At 58.9% G+C, this 20,250-nt stretch carries 21 protein-coding genes; 19 read left to right on the forward strand and 2 right to left on the reverse strand.

All coding sequences use genetic code 11. The features are described from left to right. Window positions 1–8: 8 nt before the first annotated feature. The 10 genes from ACNSOI_RS07485 (at window position 9) to ACNSOI_RS07530 (ending at window position 11,142) form a co-directional block, all read left to right on the forward strand. Window positions 9–2,102 (forward strand): chemotaxis protein CheA, encoded by a 2,094-nt coding sequence (locus tag ACNSOI_RS07485; RefSeq protein ID WP_106695413.1) that lies wholly within the window; start codon window positions 9–11, stop codon window positions 2,100–2,102. Between the two features lie 44 nt (window positions 2,103–2,146). Next, window positions 2,147–3,313, forward strand: a complete 1,167-nt coding sequence (locus tag ACNSOI_RS07490; protein ID WP_061331819.1) for a protein-glutamate methylesterase/protein-glutamine glutaminase — start codon at window positions 2,147–2,149, stop codon at window positions 3,311–3,313. Continuing rightward, the gene (locus ACNSOI_RS07495) at window positions 3,313–4,053 is read left to right on the forward strand and encodes a flagellar motor protein (RefSeq protein WP_061331820.1); all 741 of its coding nucleotides are present in this window, start codon (window positions 3,313–3,315) and stop codon (window positions 4,051–4,053) included. Before ACNSOI_RS07490 ends, ACNSOI_RS07495 begins: the two co-directional genes overlap by 1 nt. Window positions 4,054–4,070: 17 nt before the next feature. Continuing rightward, the gene (motD, locus tag ACNSOI_RS07500) at window positions 4,071–4,853 is read left to right on the forward strand and encodes a flagellar motor protein MotD (RefSeq protein WP_420195484.1); all 783 of its coding nucleotides are present in this window, start codon (window positions 4,071–4,073) and stop codon (window positions 4,851–4,853) included. A gap of 187 nt (window positions 4,854–5,040) precedes the next feature. Then, on the forward strand, window positions 5,041–5,838 hold the full coding sequence (locus tag ACNSOI_RS07505; protein ID WP_072677650.1) for a ParA family protein: 798 nt from the start codon (window positions 5,041–5,043) through the stop codon (window positions 5,836–5,838). Next, window positions 5,831–6,634 carry a chemotaxis protein CheW gene (locus tag ACNSOI_RS07510; RefSeq protein ID WP_420195485.1) on the forward strand — a complete coding sequence of 268 codons (804 nt, stop codon included), beginning with the start codon at window positions 5,831–5,833 and terminating at the stop codon, window positions 6,632–6,634. Before ACNSOI_RS07505 ends, ACNSOI_RS07510 begins: the two co-directional genes overlap by 8 nt. Window positions 6,635–6,789: 155 nt before the next feature. Next, window positions 6,790–7,278, forward strand: a complete 489-nt coding sequence (locus ACNSOI_RS07515) for a chemotaxis protein CheW (RefSeq protein ID WP_072677648.1) — start codon at window positions 6,790–6,792, stop codon at window positions 7,276–7,278. A 65-nt stretch (window positions 7,279–7,343) separates the two neighbouring features. Then, the gene (locus ACNSOI_RS07520) at window positions 7,344–7,736 is read left to right on the forward strand and encodes a DUF2802 domain-containing protein (protein ID WP_061331825.1); all 393 of its coding nucleotides are present in this window, start codon (window positions 7,344–7,346) and stop codon (window positions 7,734–7,736) included. A gap of 26 nt (window positions 7,737–7,762) precedes the next feature. Beyond that, entirely contained in the window at window positions 7,763–10,042 is a 2,280-nt protein-coding gene (locus tag ACNSOI_RS07525) for an ATPase, T2SS/T4P/T4SS family (protein ID WP_420195486.1), read from the forward strand. After that, window positions 10,039–11,142, forward strand: a complete 1,104-nt coding sequence (locus ACNSOI_RS07530) for an ATP-binding protein (protein ID WP_286254754.1) — start codon at window positions 10,039–10,041, stop codon at window positions 11,140–11,142. The genes ACNSOI_RS07525 and ACNSOI_RS07530 overlap by 4 nt, the downstream gene beginning before the upstream one ends. Here the strand turns inward: ACNSOI_RS07530 and ACNSOI_RS07535 are convergent. Together ACNSOI_RS07535 and ACNSOI_RS07540 are read right to left on the reverse strand one after the other, a co-directional pair. Further along, the gene (locus ACNSOI_RS07535; RefSeq protein ID WP_286922413.1) at window positions 11,128–11,445 is read right to left on the reverse strand and encodes an EscU/YscU/HrcU family type III secretion system export apparatus switch protein; all 318 of its coding nucleotides are present in this window, start codon (window positions 11,443–11,445) and stop codon (window positions 11,128–11,130) included. The genes ACNSOI_RS07530 and ACNSOI_RS07535 overlap by 15 nt on opposite strands. Then, the gene (locus ACNSOI_RS07540; RefSeq protein ID WP_420195487.1) at window positions 11,442–12,839 is read right to left on the reverse strand and encodes a flagellar hook-length control protein FliK; all 1,398 of its coding nucleotides are present in this window, start codon (window positions 12,837–12,839) and stop codon (window positions 11,442–11,444) included. Before ACNSOI_RS07540 ends, ACNSOI_RS07535 begins: the two co-directional genes overlap by 4 nt. 135 nt (window positions 12,840–12,974) lie before the next feature. On the opposite strand from ACNSOI_RS07540, the gene ccmA reads away from it, so the two are divergent. From ccmA to ccmI, 9 genes are read left to right on the forward strand one after another with little or no spacing between them, the layout of a single operon-like run. Then, the gene (gene ccmA, locus ACNSOI_RS07545; RefSeq protein WP_420195488.1) at window positions 12,975–13,610 is read left to right on the forward strand and encodes a cytochrome c biogenesis heme-transporting ATPase CcmA; all 636 of its coding nucleotides are present in this window, start codon (window positions 12,975–12,977) and stop codon (window positions 13,608–13,610) included. Further along, window positions 13,603–14,328 (forward strand): heme exporter protein CcmB, encoded by a 726-nt coding sequence (gene ccmB / locus ACNSOI_RS07550; protein ID WP_072677645.1) that lies wholly within the window; start codon window positions 13,603–13,605, stop codon window positions 14,326–14,328. Before ccmA ends, ccmB begins: the two co-directional genes overlap by 8 nt. 52 nt (window positions 14,329–14,380) lie before the next feature. Further along, window positions 14,381–15,124 carry a heme ABC transporter permease CcmC gene (gene ccmC / locus ACNSOI_RS07555; RefSeq protein WP_106695420.1) on the forward strand — a complete coding sequence of 248 codons (744 nt, stop codon included), beginning with the start codon at window positions 14,381–14,383 and terminating at the stop codon, window positions 15,122–15,124. A 3-nt stretch (window positions 15,125–15,127) separates the two neighbouring features. Then, window positions 15,128–15,364, forward strand: a complete 237-nt coding sequence (gene ccmD / locus ACNSOI_RS07560) for a heme exporter protein CcmD (protein ID WP_106695421.1) — start codon at window positions 15,128–15,130, stop codon at window positions 15,362–15,364. A 14-nt stretch (window positions 15,365–15,378) separates the two neighbouring features. Next, the gene (ccmE, locus tag ACNSOI_RS07565; protein WP_106695422.1) at window positions 15,379–15,858 is read left to right on the forward strand and encodes a cytochrome c maturation protein CcmE; all 480 of its coding nucleotides are present in this window, start codon (window positions 15,379–15,381) and stop codon (window positions 15,856–15,858) included. 36 nt (window positions 15,859–15,894) lie between these two features. After that, entirely contained in the window at window positions 15,895–17,901 is a 2,007-nt protein-coding gene (locus tag ACNSOI_RS07570; protein ID WP_286922411.1) for a heme lyase CcmF/NrfE family subunit, read from the forward strand. Beyond that, a complete protein-coding gene (locus ACNSOI_RS07575; protein ID WP_061331833.1) occupies window positions 17,898–18,434 on the forward strand; it encodes a DsbE family thiol:disulfide interchange protein in 537 nt (178 codons plus the stop codon). The genes ACNSOI_RS07570 and ACNSOI_RS07575 overlap by 4 nt, the downstream gene beginning before the upstream one ends. Beyond that, window positions 18,434–18,919, forward strand: a complete 486-nt coding sequence (locus tag ACNSOI_RS07580; RefSeq protein WP_286254785.1) for a cytochrome c-type biogenesis protein — start codon at window positions 18,434–18,436, stop codon at window positions 18,917–18,919. Before ACNSOI_RS07575 ends, ACNSOI_RS07580 begins: the two co-directional genes overlap by 1 nt. A gap of 36 nt (window positions 18,920–18,955) precedes the next feature. Continuing rightward, window positions 18,956–20,233, forward strand: coding sequence for a c-type cytochrome biogenesis protein CcmI (ccmI, locus tag ACNSOI_RS07585; RefSeq protein ID WP_420195489.1), 1,278 nt, complete (start codon window positions 18,956–18,958; stop codon window positions 20,231–20,233). The last annotated feature ends 17 nt before the right edge of the window (window positions 20,234–20,250 follow it).

The following is a 20,250-nucleotide window of genomic DNA, read 5'->3' on the forward strand; positions in this document are numbered from 1 at the left end:
GGTGACGCATGGCGTTTGATGCCGACGAAGAGATCCTGCAGGACTTCCTGGTTGAAGCCGGCGAGATTCTCGAAAAGCTGTCCGAGCAGCTGGTAGATCTTGAGCAGCATCCGGATGACAGCAACCTGCTCAACGCCATCTTCCGTGGTTTCCACACGGTCAAGGGCGGTGCCGGGTTCCTGCAGCTCGAAGCGCTGGTCAACTGCTGTCACTCTGCGGAAAATGTGTTCGATATCCTCCGCAACCACAAGCGCAAGGTCACCTCCGAATTGATGGACGTGGTGCTGGAAGCTCTGGACCACGTCAACGCCATGTTTGATCAGGTTCGTAACCGTGAAGAGCCGACTCCGGCTCCGGACGAATTGATCGCTGCGCTGGATGAACTTGCCAAGCCGGAAGGCGACACGGCAGCGCCGGCACCGGCAACGCCAGAACCCGAACCTGCCGCCGGTGCGGGCAATGATTCCGGAGATATTACCGACGAAGAGTTTGAGCAACTGCTGGATGCCCTGGCCGATGAAAAAGGTGCAGAGCAACAGCCGGCGGCCGCACCGGAAAACACCTCCGCCAACGACGCCGGGTCAGACGGCGACGAGATCACCGACGACGAATTTGAAGCCCTGCTGGACCAGTTGCATGGTAAAGGCCAGTTTGCTGGCCCCCCGGTTGTTGATAACGACACCCCGCCGGAGCCGGAACCAGAAGAGCCGGCAAAATCATCCACTGGTGATGATCTGATCACCGATGACGAGTTTGAAAACCTGCTGGATGAGCTGCATGGCAAAGGCAAGAGCCCTGGTGCGGCCCCCGCAGCGGAGACCAAACCTGAGCCTGCGGCCAAGCCTGAGCCAAAGAAGCCGGAACCAAAACAGCCGGAACCCGCCAGGCAGGAAGCCAAGCCGGCAGCCCCCTCCGCCCCGGCAAGAGATGCGGCGCCCGCAGCCGAGACCACCGTGCGGGTGGATACCAAGCGCCTTGACGACATCATGAATATGGTGGGTGAGCTGGTACTGGTCCGTAATCGCCTGCAGCGCCTGGGCTCCGAGAGCGAAGATGAACATATGCACAAGGCGGTCGCCAACCTCGACGTGGTGACCACCGATTTGCAGGCGGCGGTCATGCAGACCCGCATGCAACCGATCAAAAAGGTATTCGGGCGCTTCCCACGGGTGGTACGAGACCTGGCCCGAGGGCTGAAGAAAGAAATCAACCTGGTGATGCACGGGGAAGAAACCGACCTGGACAAGAACCTGGTCGAAGCGCTGTCCGACCCGCTGGTTCACCTGGTAAGAAACTCCGTTGATCATGGCATTGAAATGCCAGAGGTGCGGGAAAAGGCCGGTAAGCCCCGTGCAGGCACTGTGACCCTGTCAGCGGAACAAGAGGGGGATCATATCCTGCTTTCCATCTCTGACGACGGCGCGGGTATGAACCCTGATGTTCTGCGCCGAAAAGCGGTGGAGAAAGGGCTGTACGACCAGGACGCCGCAGATCGACTGACCGATAACGAGTGTTTTAACCTGATTTTTGCCGCTGGTTTCTCGACCAAGGAACAGATATCCGATGTTTCTGGCCGAGGCGTGGGCATGGATGTGGTGAAAACCAAGATCGGCCAACTTAACGGCCAGATCAACATCGTGTCTGAACAGGGCAAGGGCACCAGCATTATTATCAAGGTGCCGCTCACCCTGGCGATCATGCCTACGCTGATGATCATGCTGGGCGATCAGTCTTTCGCCTTGCCCCTGGTGAACGTGGTTGAAATTTTCCATCTGGATCTGTCGAAAACGAACATCGTCGATGGCCGGGAATGCATTGTGGTGCGTGACAAGGTATTCCCGCTGTTCCACATCAAGCGCTGGCTGGTACATGGCGCGGCTGGCCAGAAAGAGCCGGAAAACGCCCATGTGGTGATTGTGGCCATGGGTACAAAGCAGGTCGGGTTTGTGGTGGACCAGCTGATCGGCCAGGAAGAGGTGGTGATCAAGCCCCTGGGGCGGGCGTTACAGGGTACGCCCGGTATGGCCGGGGCCACCATCACCGGTGACGGCCGCATTGCCCTGATTATTGACGTACCCAGCCTTCTTCAACATTACGGTTAGCGGTACCGGGGCAGATAACATGCAGGATTGTTTAGGAGAAATGGATGACAGTTTCTGTCCTGGTCGTTGATGATTCAGGGTTCTTTCGCAAACGGCTGACGGAAATCCTCACGGCCTCGGGGCAAATCGAGGTTGTTGGTGCGGCAACCAATGGCCGTGAAGGGGTGGAGCTGGCCGAAAAGCTGCGCCCTGATGTGATTACCATGGACTACGAAATGCCCGTGATGGATGGTATTTCGGCGGTTCGTGAAATCATGAAAAAGCACCCGACCCCGGTGTTGATGTTCTCATCTCTGACGTATGAGGGTGCGCGGGTTACTCTGGATGCCCTGGAAGCCGGGGCAGTGGACTTCCTGCCCAAGAACTTCGAGGAAATTGCCCGGGATACCAGCCAACTTCAGAAAATCCTCATCGATCGGATTCTTGACGTGGCCGGCAGCAAGCCCAGCGGTCGTTCTGCGGCCCCGGCTGCACGCCCGGCAGCTCCGCGTCCCGGGGTTTCGCGCCCGGCTGCCCCGCAGCCTCCAGAGCGGCCCGCCAGACCGGTAACCCGCGACCGCTCAGCCCCGGCCCCAGTCCAGCCAGAGCCGACCCGCGAGCCTGAAACTCCAAGACGGCCCTCCCGGAAAGCCGCACCAAGACATTACAGCGTGGTTGCAATTGGCACTTCCACGGGAGGACCGGTTGCGTTACAGAAGGTCTTGACCGCGCTGCCGGCCTCTTTCCCGGCTCCCATTGTGCTGGTTCAGCACATGCCTGCCAGCTTTACCCCGGCTTTTGCCGAGCGCCTGAACAAACTTTGCCGTATTCAGGTCAAGCAGGCCGAAGATGGCGATATCCTGAAGCCTGGCCATGCCTTGTTGGCGCCTGGCGGCAAGCAGATGATGATCGAAAATCGTGGCGGTCAGGCGAGAGTCAGGATCCTGCCGGGTGACGAACGGCTGAATTACAAACCCTGTGTGGATGTCACTTTCGGTTCTCTCGCCCGAAGCTTCCCGGGGAAAACCCTGGGCGTCATCCTGACGGGAATGGGAGCAGACGGTAAGGAAGGCTGCCGGATGATGAAGCAGTCTGGCTCAGTGGTCTGGTCCCAGGATGAGAAATCCTCGGTCATCTACGGCATGCCCATGGCCGTTGCCAAGGCCGGATTGAGTGACGAAATCCTGCCGCTTGATGAAGTGGGCCCCCGGCTGGTTGAAGGCGTGAGCTGATGGATATCCTGAGCCTGCTGGGTATCATCCTTGCGTTTGTAGCCATCCTGGGTGGCAACCTGCTGGAAGGTGGTGCGGTCGGGTCCCTGTTCAACGGGCCCGCCGGGCTGATTGTGGTTGGGGGCACACTGGCGGCCACCATTCTGCAAACCTCCTGGCCCATGCTCAAGCGGGCCATGGCGCAGATTCGCTGGGTGTTTGTGCCGCCCTATATCAGCCTGGAAGATGGTATTGGCAAGGTTATCGACTGGAGCGTCAAGGCTCGTAAGCAGGGTTTGCTGGGCCTTGAAGGCCTGGCAGAGCGGGAGCCGGAGAAATTTGCCCGCAAGGGGCTGCAATTGCTGGTTGATGGCGCTGAGCCGGAAGCCATCCGCAGCATTATGGAAGTGGATCTGGAATCCCGTGAGCAGCGGGATCTTGAGGCGGCGCGTATCTATGAAGCCATGGGTGGTTATTCGCCGACGATCGGTATCATTGGGGCGGTCATGGGCCTGATTCAGGTGATGACCAACCTTGAAGACCCGCAGTCTCTGGGTAGCGGCATTGCCACCGCGTTTGTAGCCACCATCTACGGCGTGGCCCTGGCCAACCTGCTGTTTTTCCCTGTCGCCAACAAGTTGCGAAGTATCGTCAAGGAACGTACCCGCTACGAAGACATGATGATCGATGGCATCATCGCCATCGCTGAGGGTGAGAACCCGAAATCCATTGAACTGAGGCTGCGGGGCTTCCTGCAGTAATCAGGACGGACTAGCCTATGCGTCGGCGCAGACAACCCCAGGATGACCTGCACAATAAGGAGCGTTGGCTGATCTCCTATGCGGATTTCATCACGCTTCTGTTCGCTTTTTTTGTTGTCATGTACTCGGTGTCTTCCGTTAACGAGGGTAAATACAAAGTTCTGTCCGAAACCCTGACAGGCGTGTTTAACGCCCCCCAGCGCTCGGTGCAGCCTGTCCAGGTGGGCGACCAGCCACTGCGGGTCCAGACCAGTTCACCAGAAGACGTTATTCCCCCGCCGGTCACCGAGGCGCCGCGCAATCCTCAACTGGATGCCGAAAGCCGCACACAAGCGCTCAGAACCATGGCAGATCAACTGACTATGGAGTTTGATGAACTGATCAGCCAGGGCGTGGTCAGCCTGGAAACCAATGAACAGTGGTTGGAACTCAACCTGCCAAACAGCATGCTGTTCAGTAGTGGCGACGCCGAACCTCACTATGACGCATTCCAGGTGATCGAGAAGATCGCGACGGTGCTTCGCAACCGGGATAATGCCATCAAGGTGGAGGGGTTTACCGATAACCAGCCAATCAGAACCAGCCGGTTTCCATCCAATTGGGAGCTTTCCAGCGCCAGGGCATCGGCCGTGGCTCGTATGTTGATGATGGAAGGTGTAGAGCCCGAACGTCTGGCGGCGGTGGGTTACGGCCAGTACCAGCCGGTAGCGAGAAACGACACCGAGGAAGGGCGGCGCCGTAATCGCCGGGTTGTGCTTCTGATTTCCCGAGACGCCAGTATTCGTGGTGCCGTTCGCTAATCTGCCGGTGGCAGATGCGTATGGCCGAACTGGCACGCTTCCTGTATTACAGTCTTTTTATCATCCGGATCGGCAAAGGCTTGCCGCGTAAAACGGACAGCGGACAGTCAAGTTTCGGGCCCGCGTGCCGATATGGTCAATAGCGGCCGGTATTTCCGTCGGGCATAGCCAAACTGGAGTGACAAGAGTGCGAATCTGGGCTGTAGCCAATCAAAAAGGTGGTGTAGGTAAGACAACCTCGGTGGTAGCCCTGGGCGGGTTGTTGGCCGAACGCGGCAAACGCGTGCTGGTGGTCGACCTGGACCCCCATGGCTCTCTGACCAGCTGGTTCGGGTATGACCCCGATTCGCTGGCACATAGCGTCTTCGATCTGTTCCAGCACCAGGGCAAGGTGCCGGATGGCTTGCCTGCCCAGCTGATTACCGAGACCAGTTGTCCGAATCTGTCGTTGCTGCCGGCCAGCACAGCCCTGGCCACCCTTGAGCGACGGATGATTGGCGTGGAGGGGATGGGGTTGATTGTTTCCCGGGCCCTGGCGCAACTCTGGGATGACTTTGACTACGTGATACTGGACAACACCCCGTCGTTGGGCGTGTTGATGGTCAATGCCCTGGCGGCAGCCCAGCACCTGATCATTCCGGTACAGACCGAGTTCCTGGCGATCAAGGGCCTGGAGCGCATGCTGCACACCTTGCAAATGATCATGCGTTCCCAGAAGAATGAATTGGCGTACACCATTGTGCCCACGCTTTACGATCGCCGTACCCAGGCCTCAGTGAAGAGCCTGAATCTGTTGCGTAAAACCTACGGCGATAAGCTCTGGCGTTTTGCCATTCCGGTGGACACCAAGTTCCGGGATGCCAGCCAGGCCGGTGTTATTCCATCGGCACTGGATGCAGACACCCATGGCGTTCGAGCCTACCGGCACCTGCTTGACGATGTTCTGGCGTTAACCGCTACCGCGAAGGAGCGGCGGCATGGCTGACAAAAAAATGGCACAGCTGGCCACGCCTGATGCGGCGATCGCCAGCTACCTCGACGAACTTCTGCACACGGCAACCAGCAGTGCCCAGGTGCAAGAACCCGAAAAGGTTCAGCCTGCGCCGGAACCCAAGACCGAAACCAGAGCCAGAGTCCGGGAAAAAACGGCCGAGATAGTGAAACGGGAGCCTGCCCCGGTTATCGAGAAGGCGCCGCCCGCACCGCCGGTGTCCGCTGAGGTTGTGCTGCCTCAGGTGCAAGAGGTTCGGCAGCCGGAGGTCGCAGTGGCAACCACCCCGGAGCCGGTGCCAGCCAGCACGGAACCGCCGACCCGGCCAGAGTGGTCCCATGGGCCGTTTGAGTGCCTGATTTTTACGGTGGCGGGCCTGCAGCTTGCGGTACCCCTGGTCCTGCTTGGTGCCATTCATCGGATTGAAGAAGAAATCCGGCCCATTCCCGGCAGCCCCCGGTGGTACATGGGCATTCGCCCGGATCGTGACCATAATCTGCGGGTGGTCGACACCGCAGAATGGATTATGGCTGGGCGGGTTCCTGCCGGTGCCCGTGATAATTATCGGTTTGTGATCCGTCTGGATGACAGCGATTGGGGCCTGGCCTGTGACGATGTTGCCCAATCGTTCACCCTCAAGCCAGATGAGGTTCGCTGGCGCACCGCGCGTAGCAAGCGGCCCTGGCTGGCTGGAACCGTGATTGATCACATGTGCGCGTTGATTGATGTCAGAACCATGGCGCATCTGTTGGTGAGAGCCGAGCGGGAGCACCATCTGGATCTGAGTTGAGGTGACCGCGTACAGGCGGAAACTGTACAGATTGGTTACTGAAAGAAACCGTGCAAGGCTGGCACGGTTTGTGCCCTTAACTATAGTATTGGGCACTGATGATGAATTTTTGACGATCAGGTTGCCCGCCGGGCAGCCGAGAAGGAGAGAGCGCTATGGCATCCCCGAGCGGACAAGTAAATCAGGCCCAGGATGATCAGGTACTGCAGTACGTGACCTTCCGCCTGGATGATGAGACCTACGGCATCAACGTGATGCAAATCCAGGAAGTACTTCGGTATACCGAGATTGCTCCGGTACCGGGTGCCCCGGATTACGTGCTGGGCATCATCAACCTGCGGGGCAACGTGGTTACGGTTATTGACACCCGTCGGCGCTTCGGCCTGGCGGACGCAGAAGTGACGGATGCCACGCGAATTGTAGTGATGGAATCCTCCAGCCAGGTCATGGGTATTCTGGTGGATTCAGTGGCGGAGGTGGTCTATCTCAAGGCCAGTGAAATTGAAACTGCACCGAACGTGGGTAACGAGGAAAGTGCCAAGTTTATCCAGGGCGTGTGCAACAAGAATGGCGAGCTGATTATTCTCGTCGAGTTCGACAAAATGTTGTCAGACCACGAGTGGGCTGAAATCGCATCGCTGTAAGGGCCTCTCCTTCCAGCGCTCCCGATGGACGTCTTCCGTGGTGACACACAAGGGAGACGTCTGTCATGAGTTATACCATTCCTTCCTGGCTCCCCTGGGGCCTGACTGCAGTCGCGATTGGCCTGGTCCTGGTTCAGGGTGTCATCCACGGGCGTCAGATCAGCGCATTGCGAGCTTCAACAAAACAGCGATGCGACACCCTGGGCCGTGAATTGCACGCTACGACCAGCGGCAGCATGGGCGTCGGCCAGCGCCTGGTGGCCTGCGAACGGCAACTGCACGAATTGCGTAATGCCCTGGATGAAATGCGCCAGAACGACCCACTGAGAATTTCCTACGACGAAGCAGCGCGCCTGGTTGATCTTGGTGCAGATATCGACGATCTTATGAATACGTGCGGAATATCCCGCCCCGAGGCCGAACTGGTGTCAGCACTGAAGAAACGTCAGGCGGCCTGATCCAAAGCTGTCACAGGCGCTGCTGAATGAAGAAACTCTACCCGAGAGCCGCCGAGGCTCTCAATGCTGTAGACCGGCGGGCGTTCGTCTCCGGTGTTGATATTGGCCCCTCGATTACTGGCCATTCCATTCCCAAAGAAGAAACCGTTGAACATCTGCTGGCACTTTGCCCGGAAATAGAGCCTGACCACGTGGTCATGCACATTGGCGGCGGGTCGGGCTATCTCACCGCCGTGCTCGCTGAACTTGCCTACCGTGTTCTTTACGTTGATCGCAATCCGGTCGTTGCCGAGAAGGCCAGAGAGCGTTTTACCCACGGAGGTAAGCACAACGTCGAGGTGCTGGTTGCTGACGCGGGTAATGGGATACCAACCGACGAGCTATGTGACCTGATCCTGTGCACCACCTTTATTCCAGAGCCGGCGGCGATGGTGACCGTTTTGCGGGATGGCGGAAAACTGGTGTGCCTGGAAGGCCGGGCGGGCCCGGTGCCGAGCCTGGCCATGTTTCAGCGCAGTGGCACCCGAATTGAGCGGGTTCGAACCCTGGGTTGGGTGGATTTCAATCGCAATGCCGAACAGATCCTGATTGATCTGGGGATTGTGGACGAAGCGGTTCTGGCGCAGGCCCGGGCGGAAGCGGCCGGGAAGAACGAACGCATTCTGGACGTGGTCCGGCGCAAGCTGAACCTGGAAGAGATTGATCTTTACCGGTCCCTGGCCCAACAGCGGGGAATGACCTTTACAGATGCTGACGAAGTGCTTGGTAGCCTGCAAACCGAGCTGTTCAGACGGTTCTCCCGTACCTTCCTCGATCTTTCCCGGATGATCCCGGTGGCAGAGGAAGACGGTAGCCTGACCGTGGTCACCGATGACCCTGACGCCCACACCGATCAACTCGAGCGCCTGACACCCAGGCACAGGATCACGTGCCTGCTGGTCACGCCTACCGATTTCCGAAGAATCTGGTCAGCACTGGATCTGACCGTCAAAGGCAGCCGGTTTGTCGCAGAGCACGGCAAGACCGTTCCGGAAAACGAGAATGAACGCTCCCGGGACTTGCTGGGTGAGGATAAGGGTAACAACCGGAATATCAGCCCCTATCTGGTTTCGGTGTATGAGGCCATCCTGCTGGACGCGGTCAGTGAGAAAGCCAGCGACATTCACATTGAGCAGTACGAAAACCGGGTTCGAATCCGGTTACGGGTGGATGGAGAGTTGCGCGACTTGCCGCAGTATCAGTTATCTGCCCGTGAAATCCGGGGTGTGATCAACGTGATCAAACTGCGGGCCGAACTCAATATTGCCGAACACCGTTTGCCCCAGGGCGGGCGCTCCCGCCTGCAGCTGGGAGATACCTCGTACGATCTCAGAATCCAGACCCAGCCATCGTTGCATGGCGAAAATGCCATCATCCGGTTATTGCCCCAGACCGGGCGGGCCATGACCATCGCCGAGCTCGGCATGTCTCCCGCTATTGGCAGCCGCTACCAACGGTTGCTGGATAACCCGGCAGGCCTGGTGCTGGTGGTCGGCCCGACTGGTTCGGGTAAATCCACAACCCTGTATGCCGGCTTGCAGACCCTTGCCGATGACGGCCGCCGTAAGGTGATCACGGTGGAAGATCCCATCGAGTATTCCATTGAGAACATCCAGCAAACCCGCGTGCGTGCGGACATTGGTTTCAGCTTTGCTGATGCCATGCGAGCCTTCGTGCGGGAAGATCCGGATGTCATTCTGGTGGGCGAAATCCGGGACCAGGAGACGGCTCTGGAAGCTATCCGGGCTTCCCAGACCGGGCACGTGGTGCTGTCGACACTGCATTGTAACGACGCCGTGGATTCACTCCAGCGCCTGTACGATCTCGGGGTTCACCCCAACTCCATCGCCGGTGAGCTGCTGGCGGTGATTGCGCAGCGTCTGGCCAAGCGCATCTGCAAACATTGCCGCAAACCGGCCAAACCGGACCCTGCCATTATGGCCGAGGTGTTCCCGGATGGCGCCCCTGCGGACTTCCGCTGTTTCGAGGGCAAAGGCTGCGACAAATGCAACGGCCGTGGCACCCAGGGGCGGGTGGCCATTATTGAGTATATGGAGGTGGAATCCGATATCCGGAACGCCATCTCCAGCCAGCCACCGATCGGTGAGCTGCGTTGGCGGGCACTGGATGCCGGTCTGGTAACCATGCGGGACAGCGCGCTGGATCACGTTATTGAGGGGATCATCCCGCTGTCTGAGTTGCCTCGCATCATACCGAGAGAGCGGATGGCACCGGAAGTTCGCGGCGGTCGCAGGAGTATCGGATGAAACAGAACAAACAAGCTGCCCGTTCGGCCCAGCGGGAACCGGCCGAGGTGACCTATCGGGAAGAGCTCGAAAAACTGATCGCGATGGATCCGGGCCCGATTCCGCCTGGCTGGCAAATGTCTCCCCGTGGGGTGGAAAAGTTCCTGCTGGGCGATGAGACGCTTGGCATCGAGCGCAAGTTCGTTGCCGATCGTGGTGTCGTGGTCCGTATTATTATTTCCCTGTGCACCAGCCGTGGTTGTTTGCTGGTTGGTGAGCCGGGAACGGCCAAGTCCTGGCTGTCCGAGCTGTTGGCGGCAGCCATCTCTGGCAACTCCACGTTGACACTTCAGGGCGGCGCCATCAGCCAGGTTAGCCAGCTCTTGTACAGCTGGAACGAAGCGATTCTGCACAGTGAAGGACCCACCCTGAACGCCCTGGTGCCAACACCACTGCTACGGGGCATGATGGAAGGGCGCCTGGTTCGCTTCGAAGAGATAGCCCGCTGCCCCCAGGCGTTGCAGGACGCCATACTGTCGGTATTGTCTGACCGGGTTGTGGTGATTCCGGAACTGGCCGGGGAGGAAGGGGTCATCCTGGCCCGGGAAGGGTTCAATCTGGTGGCGACCTCGAACAGCATCGATGAGGGTGTGCATAGCATGAGTGCCGCCCTCAAGCGCCGGATGGATTTCGAAGAAATTCGGCCTATCCGCCACCTGGCTGATGAAATGGACGTCGTCCTTCGTGAGGTGGCCAAGGCGAATCGGCGTGCCGGTGTCGAGGTGGCGCTGGATGAGCCAGTGGTTGAGGTGTTGGTGACGCTGTTTCACGAATTGCGCAACGGCCAGACCCTGGATGGACGAAGCACCGACCGCCTGGCTGGCGCCGCCCTTTCAACCGCCGAAGCTGTCTCGGTGGCCCACGCGGCCAGTCTGAACGCCTGGTACTACGGTGGCGGAGCCATGACTGTGGAGCACCTGATGCACCACATCATTGGTTCTGCACTCAAGGATCAGCCGGAAGACCGGCGGCGCCTGAAGCACTATTTCGAGACCGCAGTGGCGCCCCGCAAAGGGGATCACTGGCAGCAGGCCTGGGCCCTTCGCTCACTGATCAACTGAAGCGCTGCCCTCGGTTGGCCGGGCGTCTCCGGGCGTCCGGCCCCGAATGTGAAACGCGAAAGCGAGTATTTCCGCAATCACCCGGTAAAGCTCTTCCGGGATTTCCTCGTTCAACGACAGTCTGGCGAGAATGCTGGCCAACTCGGCATTTTCATACAGCGGCACGTCGTGCTCCCTGGCGATGCGGATAATCTCTTCCGCCAGTTCCCAGGTCCCGGTTGCTGCGATAACCGGTGCCCGCTCGCCTTCGTATTTCAGGGCGACGGCTGCCGGAATGGCCGAGTCAGTCTGTTTGTTCTTCATGCCTTGGTGTCCACCAGTCGGTGTTCCAGTCGGGTTTGTGTACGCTGGGGGCTGCCGCGCCGGCAATCCAGGTCTTTTACCTCCAGCCCCAGGTCGGTCAGGCTCTGCCGAAGCAGCGGCAGTTCTTCGTGTACCTGGCGCAGGGTGCTCTGCTTCTCTGCCCACACCTGGGCACTGACGGATGGATACCGGAAAGAAACGTCGAAGTGAAGCGGCCCGGCTTCGTCCAGATCCATGGAAAGCGCCAGTCGCCATTCACTGACAGTGGCATGACCGGTGGTTCTGGCAGACTCCTCGTCCCTTTCATACTGTTCCAGCCGCAGTTGAGCCATTCGTGGTTCCTGCTGCGGCGTCAGCCAGGGCAATTCGATCAGTAGCGTGTTGATGGGTGTGCCGGGTTCGGCACCGGCCCTGGCAGTAAGCACCTGGCTATGGAGTTGATTGACGGTAATCCGGTTCAGCATGCCGGCCAGCAGGCGCAGGGCCTGTGCCACCGATATAGGTTCGGCAGTGCTGGATGATGAAGAAGCAGTGAAATTCGGGAATTGCAGAGGGGATTGAACCAGGTCGTGACTGGCAAGGGGGGGCAGCCGATTGAAGTGTTCGGGCCCCTGGCCCTGTGCAGCCAGGAGTGCGCCTGCAACCCGAGCCAGGGCCAGCTTCAGATCGGTCGGCGAACCCTGGGCCTGGCTGGAATGCAACAACCTGGATTCTGCGAAAACACCACTTTCGGTTAGCCATTGCCGGACCTGTTGGGCAATACCATCGGTCTTGCCCACGCCGGGTGCCAGGGCATCCGAGCGGGGTAGGCTGGCAAGCAGGTTCTGCAGTTGTTGCTGGGCCAGGGCAGGCAAGGGCTGGGTGGCATTCCCGGCCGGTGGTTGGCCAGGCTGTAGCCCAGGCTTCAATCCACTGGTCAGGCTTTGCAGCAGTTGCCCGAGCCCGGCCTGCAAATTCTGTTGCCAGGGCAGCCTCTGGGCCAGTGCCCGCGCAATACTTGCATCTGGCCCCGGGGCCAGTTTGCCAAGCAGTCGCAGCTCGTTGCCGGCCCGCATCACCTTGATCAGATCGCCCGCGGACAGGCCCGCGGAATCCGGGCCGGTCGAGACCGCCAGGGCACGACCACGCAACTCCAGAAGCAGTTCATGGCCACCACCTTTCTGTTGAATAATGTCGGCCACACGGGCCAGGGCGGTTTCATTATTGCTGAGCCGGAGTTGCATTAGCTGCTGCTGTGCAGATTTGAGCGGGTCTGCCCGGGGCACAGACGTTGCACCGTCCCGAAGTTCAGGGGTAGCCTGCCCGGATGAGCTCCGGGCCGCAGGCGCGTCCGGTGTTTTGACTGGAGGTTGTCCGCCGTTCAGCTTCATTGTCATGGATTTGATGTCGGGCAAGAGTATTCCGGTAACGCTTTCGTTATAATACGCCGCGCTGGCTGTGAATGCCGTGATTTCATGTTGGTACCTGCGTGACCTTCATCCATGCACCCGATGCCTGCTGCGCATCCTTCGTCCTGAAACGGGGCCACGATGTCCGAGCCGTTACTACAGGCGGTTGATCTCGAGTGTGAACGGGATGAGCGCCTGTTGTTCCAAAACCTGTCTTTCTCCATAGTGCCCGGTACGCTCACCCGTGTCGAGGGCCCCAATGGCTCAGGTAAAACCACTCTGTTACGTATTCTCGCGGGTTTGAACGATGCCTGGTCTGGAGACATTCTGTGGTGCGGGCAACCCCGGGGGCATGATTGCGAGTCGTTTCACCGAAACACCCTGTACCTGGGTCATCGGCCTGGTATCAAACCATTGCTGACACCGATGGAAAACCTGCGGGCACTGATGGCGGGACGCCGCCCGGTCAATGACGAGGTGTTGGCCCAGGCCCTGGCCGGCACTGGCCTGGCGGGGTATGAACATGTTCCCTGTCGCAACCTCTCGGCAGGCCAGCAGCGGCGGGTCGCGCTGGCCCGGTTGCTGATTGCCGACGAACCCCTGTGGTTGCTGGACGAAGTATTTACTGCCATCGACGCGGATGGCGTTCAGGCCATTGAAACCCTGCTCAAGCAACGAGCGGCAGAGGGCGGCGCCATTCTGGTCACCACCCACCATGACCTTCAGGTTGAGGGGATGGGGCGTATTACCTTGGGCGGGGGGCAGTGTGATGAATAGCTCGGCTCACCCTTTGATAAAACCGGTGGAACAGGGCGTCGGGCCGCTCAGTGCCATGGTGGCGGTATTTGCTCGTGATGTCCGGGTCGCATTCCGGCAGCGGCAGGATTTGCTTAATCCTCTTTTGTTTTTCGTCATGGTTGTCACCCTGTTTCCCCTGGGTGTCAGCCCCGAGATAGGATTTCTGAAACAGTCTGGGGCGGGCATTCTCTGGGTGGCAGCGTTGTTGTCGGTGTTGCTGTCCCTTGATCATCTGTTCCGGCACGACTTTGATGACGGCACCCTGGAGCAGCTCGTGTTGCAGCCACAGCCCCTGTTCCTGCTTATCCTGGCAAAAACACTGGCGCACTGGATGCTCACCGGGCTGCCATTGGTGGTGCTGACCCCGGTTCTGGGCGTTATGGTGCATCTGGACGGGAACTCTGTTGCAATTCTATGTCTAACGCTGCTGATCGGCACGCCGGTACTCAGCCTGATCGGCTCCATTGGTGCAGCGTTGACGCTGGGGCTACGCTCTGCGGGCGTGCTCTTGTCATTACTGATTATTCCGCTGTACATTCCCGTGCTGATTTTCGGTACCGGCACGGTGGCGGCAGCGGCTGAGGGTGCGCCGGTGGCCGGCTACCTGGCCCTGATGGGGGCATTTCTGGTGCTGGCCCTGACACTGGCCCCGTTCGCGTCCGCGGCAGCGTTGCGGATCAGCATGTCCAACAGTTAAACGCCCCGGGCACGCCCGCTGGCAAAATGAACAGTAAGACGGTGACCAACTGATGTGGCAATGGTTTCACAAATTGGGTTCCCCCAAGTGGTTCTTCGGGATTGCGACCCGGTTTATGCCCTGGCTTCTGGCCGGTGGCTTGCTCCTGCTGGCAGCGGGGCTGGTTTGGGGCCTGGCGTTTGCACCCAAGGATTACCTGCAGGGCAATAGCTACCGGATTATCTTCATCCATGTGCCCAGTGCATTCCTGGCTCAGTCCATCTACATTTCCATGGCGGTCGCGGCTGTCGTGACCCTGGTCTGGCGCATGAAGCTGGCGGATGTGTTTGTCAAAGCCATTGCTCCGGTTGGCCTGATCTTTACCTTTCTGTCCCTGTTTACCGGCGCGGTTTGGGGTAAGCCAACCTGGGGAACCTGGTGGGTGTGGGATGCAAGGCTCACCTCGATGCTGATACTGCTGTTCCTTTATGGTGGTGTCATTGCCCTGGACCGGGCGATCAACGATGAAAAATCTGCCGCCCGCGCCGTCGCCGTCCTGGTCCTGGTGGGGGTAGTGAATATCCCGATTATCAAATACTCCGTAGACTGGTGGAATACGCTCCATCAGCCCGCCACTTTCAAGCTGACCGAAAAGCCCTCCATGCCCATGGAAATGTGGGTGCCTTTGTTGCTTTCCGTTCTGGGGCTGTACCTGCTGTTTGGCTGGTTGGCCTGTATCCGGATGAAGACCGAGATTCTGATCCGCGAGCAGAGAACCCGGTGGGTAAAAGACATGGTACTGGCAGGAAGGAAATGACCGATGGCGTTTGATTCGTTCTCAGCATTTATTGCGATGGAAGGCCACGGACCCTACGTATGGGTATGTTATGCGGTCTTTGCCGTTCTGCTTGCCGGCTTGATGATCTGGTCGGTGAAACGAAATCAATCGGCCCTGGAAGATTGCCAGCGCAGACATGACACAGAAAGCCGGGCATCTGCCAAGGCAACGGGCAAAGCAGCGGCAAGCTTTACCCGAGTTGAAATTCCCCAAGACTGAAGAGCAGGTAATTCATGCATCCGATTCGTAAAAAGCGACTGACCATTGTGCTGTTCCTGGTGGCCGGGCTTGCCATTGCCGTTGGCCTGACTACCTATGCTTTGCGTCAGAATATCAATCTGTTCTACGACCCCAGTGAAATCGCCGATGGCAAGGCGCCGGTGGATGTTCGCATACGGGCTGGCGGCATGGTCGAAGAGGGCAGCGTGGTGCGTGATCCGGAGAGCCTGAAGGTGGAATTCCGGGTAACTGATTACTCCGCCTCCGTGGCCATGGAGTATGTGGGTATCCTGCCGGATCTGTTTGCCGAAGGTCAGGGCGTTGTTGCCATGGGGCGACTCAACGCGGAAGGCCGGTTTGTTGCTGACCAGGTGCTGGCCAAGCACGATGAGACCTATATGCCGCCGGAAGTAGCCGAGGCCCTGGAACGGGCTTCGAAAGGCAGGCACCAGGCTGCCGACGTAGAGAAAGCCGCGGAATCCACCGCTTACTAATCAACGACTCCGACCCCCTGTTGCTGGAGGAACCCGATGTATCCGGAACTCGGACAGCTTGCACTTATTATCGCGCTGCTGCTGGCAGTACTCCTTTCTGTTGTCCCGTTAGCCGGGGCATTGACTGGCCGTGACAGCCTGCAGGCGTTTGCCCGCCCGCTGTCGACCGGTATGTTTGTTTTTACCGGCCTGGCTTTTGCCGTTTTGACCCATGCGTTCATGGTGGATGACTTCTCGGTTGCCTATGTCGCCAACAACAGCAACAGCATGTTGCCCTGGTACTACAAGTTCAGTGCGGTTTGGGGGGGGCATGAGGGCTCCCTGCTGCTGTGGATTCTGATGCTGGCGGGCTGGACACTGGCCGTTGCGGTATTCAGCCGGAAGTTGCCGTCTACCATGGTGTCTCAGGTATTGTCGGTGATGGGCATGATCTGTGTCGGGTTCTTCCTGTTCATTATCGTTACCTCCAATCCGTTTGACCGACTTTTGCCGAACATTCCGGCTGATGGCAGCGATCTTAACCCGTTGCTGCAGGATATTGGTCTGATTCTTCACCCGCCCATGCTGTATATGGGATATGTGGGCTTCTCAGTTGCGTTTGCCTTTGCCATAGCGGCACTGATAAACGGTAAACTGGATGCCGCCTGGGCCCGCTGGTCCCGCCCGTGGACAACGGTGGCCTGGGCGTTCCTGACCCTGGGGATCGCATTGGGAAGCTGGTGGGCCTATTACGAGCTCGGCTGGGGCGGCTGGTGGTTCTGGGACCCGGTTGAAAATGCCTCTCTGCTACCCTGGTTGTCCGGCACGGCGCTGATGCATTCGCTGGCGGTCACCGAAAAGCGCGGCGTGTTCAAAAGCTGGACCGTGCTTCTGGCCATCGTGACCTTCTCGCTGAGCTTGCTGGGTGCTTTCCTGGTCCGCTCCGGTGTGTTGACCTCAGTCCATTCCTTTGCCAATGACCCTGAGCGGGGTACGTTCCTGCTGGCCTTGCTGGGCATCACCGTGGTCGCCAGCCTGACCCTGTATGCTTTCCGGGCACCGGTGGTGCACGTTCGCTCCCGCTATGGCTCATTGTCACGGGAAATCTTCCTGCTGTTGAATAACGTGTTGCTGGTAGCGGCAACCATGCTGGTGGCGATCGGTACCCTGTACCCGCTGGTGCTGGATTACCTGAACCTGGGCAAGCTGTCGATCGGTGAACCGTTCTTCAACGCCACGTTTAGCCCTATGGCTGTGGCCACTGGCCTGTTGTTGGGCGCCGGGATCTTCTCACGCTGGAAGCGCACCGACGGTGGCTGGTTGGCTCGTAAGCTGCTCTGGCCCCTGGCGGTCAGCGTGCTGGTTACCACCGCAGTGATGCTGGTGTATGGCGGCTTTGCCCCCTGGGCCTTTGCCGGCGTATTCACCGCGGTCTGGGTAACTATGGCCACGGCTTGGGATCTATGGGACAAGTCCGCATCGAAAATGGGCCGCTGGTACGGTCTGAAGCGCCAGTCCCGCAGCTATTACGGCATGGTCTTCGGGCACCTTGGCCTGGCAATGGTCATTGCAGGGGCCACCGTGGTGTCCAACTATGGCATCGAGCGGGATGTACGCATGGTGCCAGGTGGTTCCGCTGAGGTCGGCGACTACACCGTGGTGTTCAACTACATCGGTGAGCGCCAGGGGCCAAACTTCAGGGCTGAGTATGGTGAGTTCGATGTGTTCCTGGATGGCAAGCAGGTTGCCAGCCTACACCCCGAAAAGCGTCATTACCCGGTGGGCATGAGTGTGATGACCGAGGCGGCAATCGACGCCGGACTGTTCCGCGATGTCTTTATCGCCATCGGTGAGCGCATCAGCGATGAAGCCTGGGCCATCCGCCTTCAGTACAAGCCCCTGGTTCGCTGGTTGTGGCTTGGCTCTTTGGTCATGGCTATTGGTGGCTTCCTGGCCATTTCTGACAAGCGTTACCGTATTCGAGTCCGCTCAGAGGCCAAAGACCCCGCATCGACTGGTGAAACCGGCGCTGCGGGCAGTAAGCCTGCGGAGGCCAACGCATGAGACGGGTAATGCTCTTCATGCCCCTGGTGGTTGCCCTGGTGGTGGGAATCTTGCTGGCCTCCGGCATTGGCAAGGATCCCTCGGAACTGGAGTCGGCCCTGATCGGCAAACCGGTACCGGAATTCAACCTGGAAAACCTGCGGGAGCCAGGGGAAATGCTGGACCAGTCCCTGTTCCGGGGTGACGTTTCCTTGCTGAACGTATGGGCCGAATGGTGCCCGGCCTGCTGGGATGAGCATGAAGATCTGATGTGGCTGGCCAACGAAAAGGGGATTCGCATCATCGGGTTGAACTACAAGGACCAGAAAGAAAATGCGTTCCGTTTTCTTGGTCGCCTGGGCGACCCGTACCAGACCATTATTTTCGACCCACGGGGTACCCTTGGGTTTGATCTCGGGGTGTACGGCGCTCCGGAAACCTTCGTTATTGACGCCCAGGGAGTGGTTCGTTACCGCCACGTGGGCGTAGTCAACGAGCGGGTGTGGGAAGAGATCCTGTTACCTGTGATCAATCAGGCCAAGGGGAATAGCTGATGCGATTTATGCCTGTGATCCTGGCGGCACTGCTGGCGTTTGCACTCCCTGTCTACGCAGAGGCGCCACCCGAATTCTACGATTTCGATACCCAGGCTGAGGAGCAGCGCTTCAGAAACCTGATTGCTGAGTTGCGTTGTCCCAAGTGCCAGAACCAGAACATAGCGGATTCCAACGCGCCTATCTCCAAGGATATGCGTGACCAGGTCTACCTGATGATGCAGGCAGGTGCCACCAATGACGAGATTGTTGGCTCTCTGGTTGACCGCTTCGGTGAGTTCGTCAAATACAAACCACCGGTTGATCGTCGAACCATCATACTTTGGGCATTTCCTGCCATTGCGGTGTTTGGTGGCCTGCTGATTGTTGCGGGTGTGGTGCTCAGGTCCCGGGGGCGGGATTCGAACGAGCCGCCGCTGAGCCCGGAGGAAAAAGCACGAGTCGAACAGATGCTGGCTGACAAGGATCAGTCGTCACGTAGCTGATTCCGGTAATACATTTTCAACTGTGATGATATCTCCATGACCGAAACATTCTGGATTGCCGCAACGGTACTCATTCTCCTGGCTTTGGCGTTTGTACTGTACCCGGTCTTTTTTCATCGTTCGAAAGCGAGACTGGAAACCGATCTGAGAAACCAGAATCTGCTTGCCTATCGCAGCCGGCTGAAAGAGCTGGATAACGAGCATGAGTCGGGTATTCTCGATGACGAAACCTATGGACTGCTCAAAGACGAGCTGGCAGGTGCCATGCTGGATGACGTGCCGGAGAATGCGGTGCCGGAGAAACGCATTCCGGGGCGCCGAAGCGCGATGGTGGTGGGCTTGGCGACAGTCCTGTTGCTGCCTGCGGGTACGTTTCTGGCCTATGATCGCTGGGGAGCCATGGAGCAGCTTGAGCAGTACCTGACCATGCAGGAGATGAATGCGTCTGATGGTGAGCAGGTGGCCCGGGTATCGGAACTGGCCGAGCAGTTGCGCACCCGACTGGAGGCCAATCCGGATAATGCTGACGGTTGGGCTATGCTGGGCCAGACCTACATGCGCATCGAACGCTATGAAGATGCGGCCCGAGCGTTCCAGCGGTTGGCGTCGGTTGTTGAAGAAGACCCGGCATCCAGCGCTGTCGCCCACGGTCTTGCCGCACAAGCTCTTTTCTTTACCACCCAGGGTGAGCTGACTCCGGAGGTTCTGGAATCTATTGAGGCGGCGCAATCGCTCAACCCGGATGAGGTGAACTCTTTGGGATTGCTTGGCATCAGCGCATTCAGCCAGCAGGACTATCGGGCGGCGATTGACTACTGGGAGCGGATTGTCGAGGTAGCGCCGGATCACCCGCAGATTGCCTCAATTCGCGGTGGCATTGACGAGTCCTACCGGCGCCTGGGGCAGCAGTCCCCAGCGTCAGAGCAACGCTCCGAACCAGAGGTGGCTAGTGGCCCGGGTGTTTCTTTGCGGGTATCGCTGGATGAAGATCTGCAGGACCAGGTCCCTGCCGATACTGCATTGTTCATTTTTGCCCGGTCAGCGGGTACCAGCCAGGGGGCACCGGTGGCGGTTGCCCGTCTGACCGCCGGCGCCTTGCCGGCGGATATCCGGCTGGATGATCGCTATGCGATGTCACCGGAAACCACCATTTCAGCCGAGCAAGACGTGGTGATTATTGCGCGCCTCAGTCGCAGCGGCAGTGTCAACCCCCAGCCGGGAGACTGGCAGGGCAGGGTAGAGGCCCAGGTGCTGTCATCGGATGCCCAAGGTGAGCCCGTTCAGCTGGTGATCAATCAGGAGCTCACCAACTGAGCCTCCGAGTTCCCTGC

The sequence above is a fragment of the Marinobacter sp. GH_1 genome (genome assembly GCF_048595985.1).
Lineage (GTDB): Bacteria > Pseudomonadota > Gammaproteobacteria > Pseudomonadales > Oleiphilaceae > Marinobacter > Marinobacter shengliensis.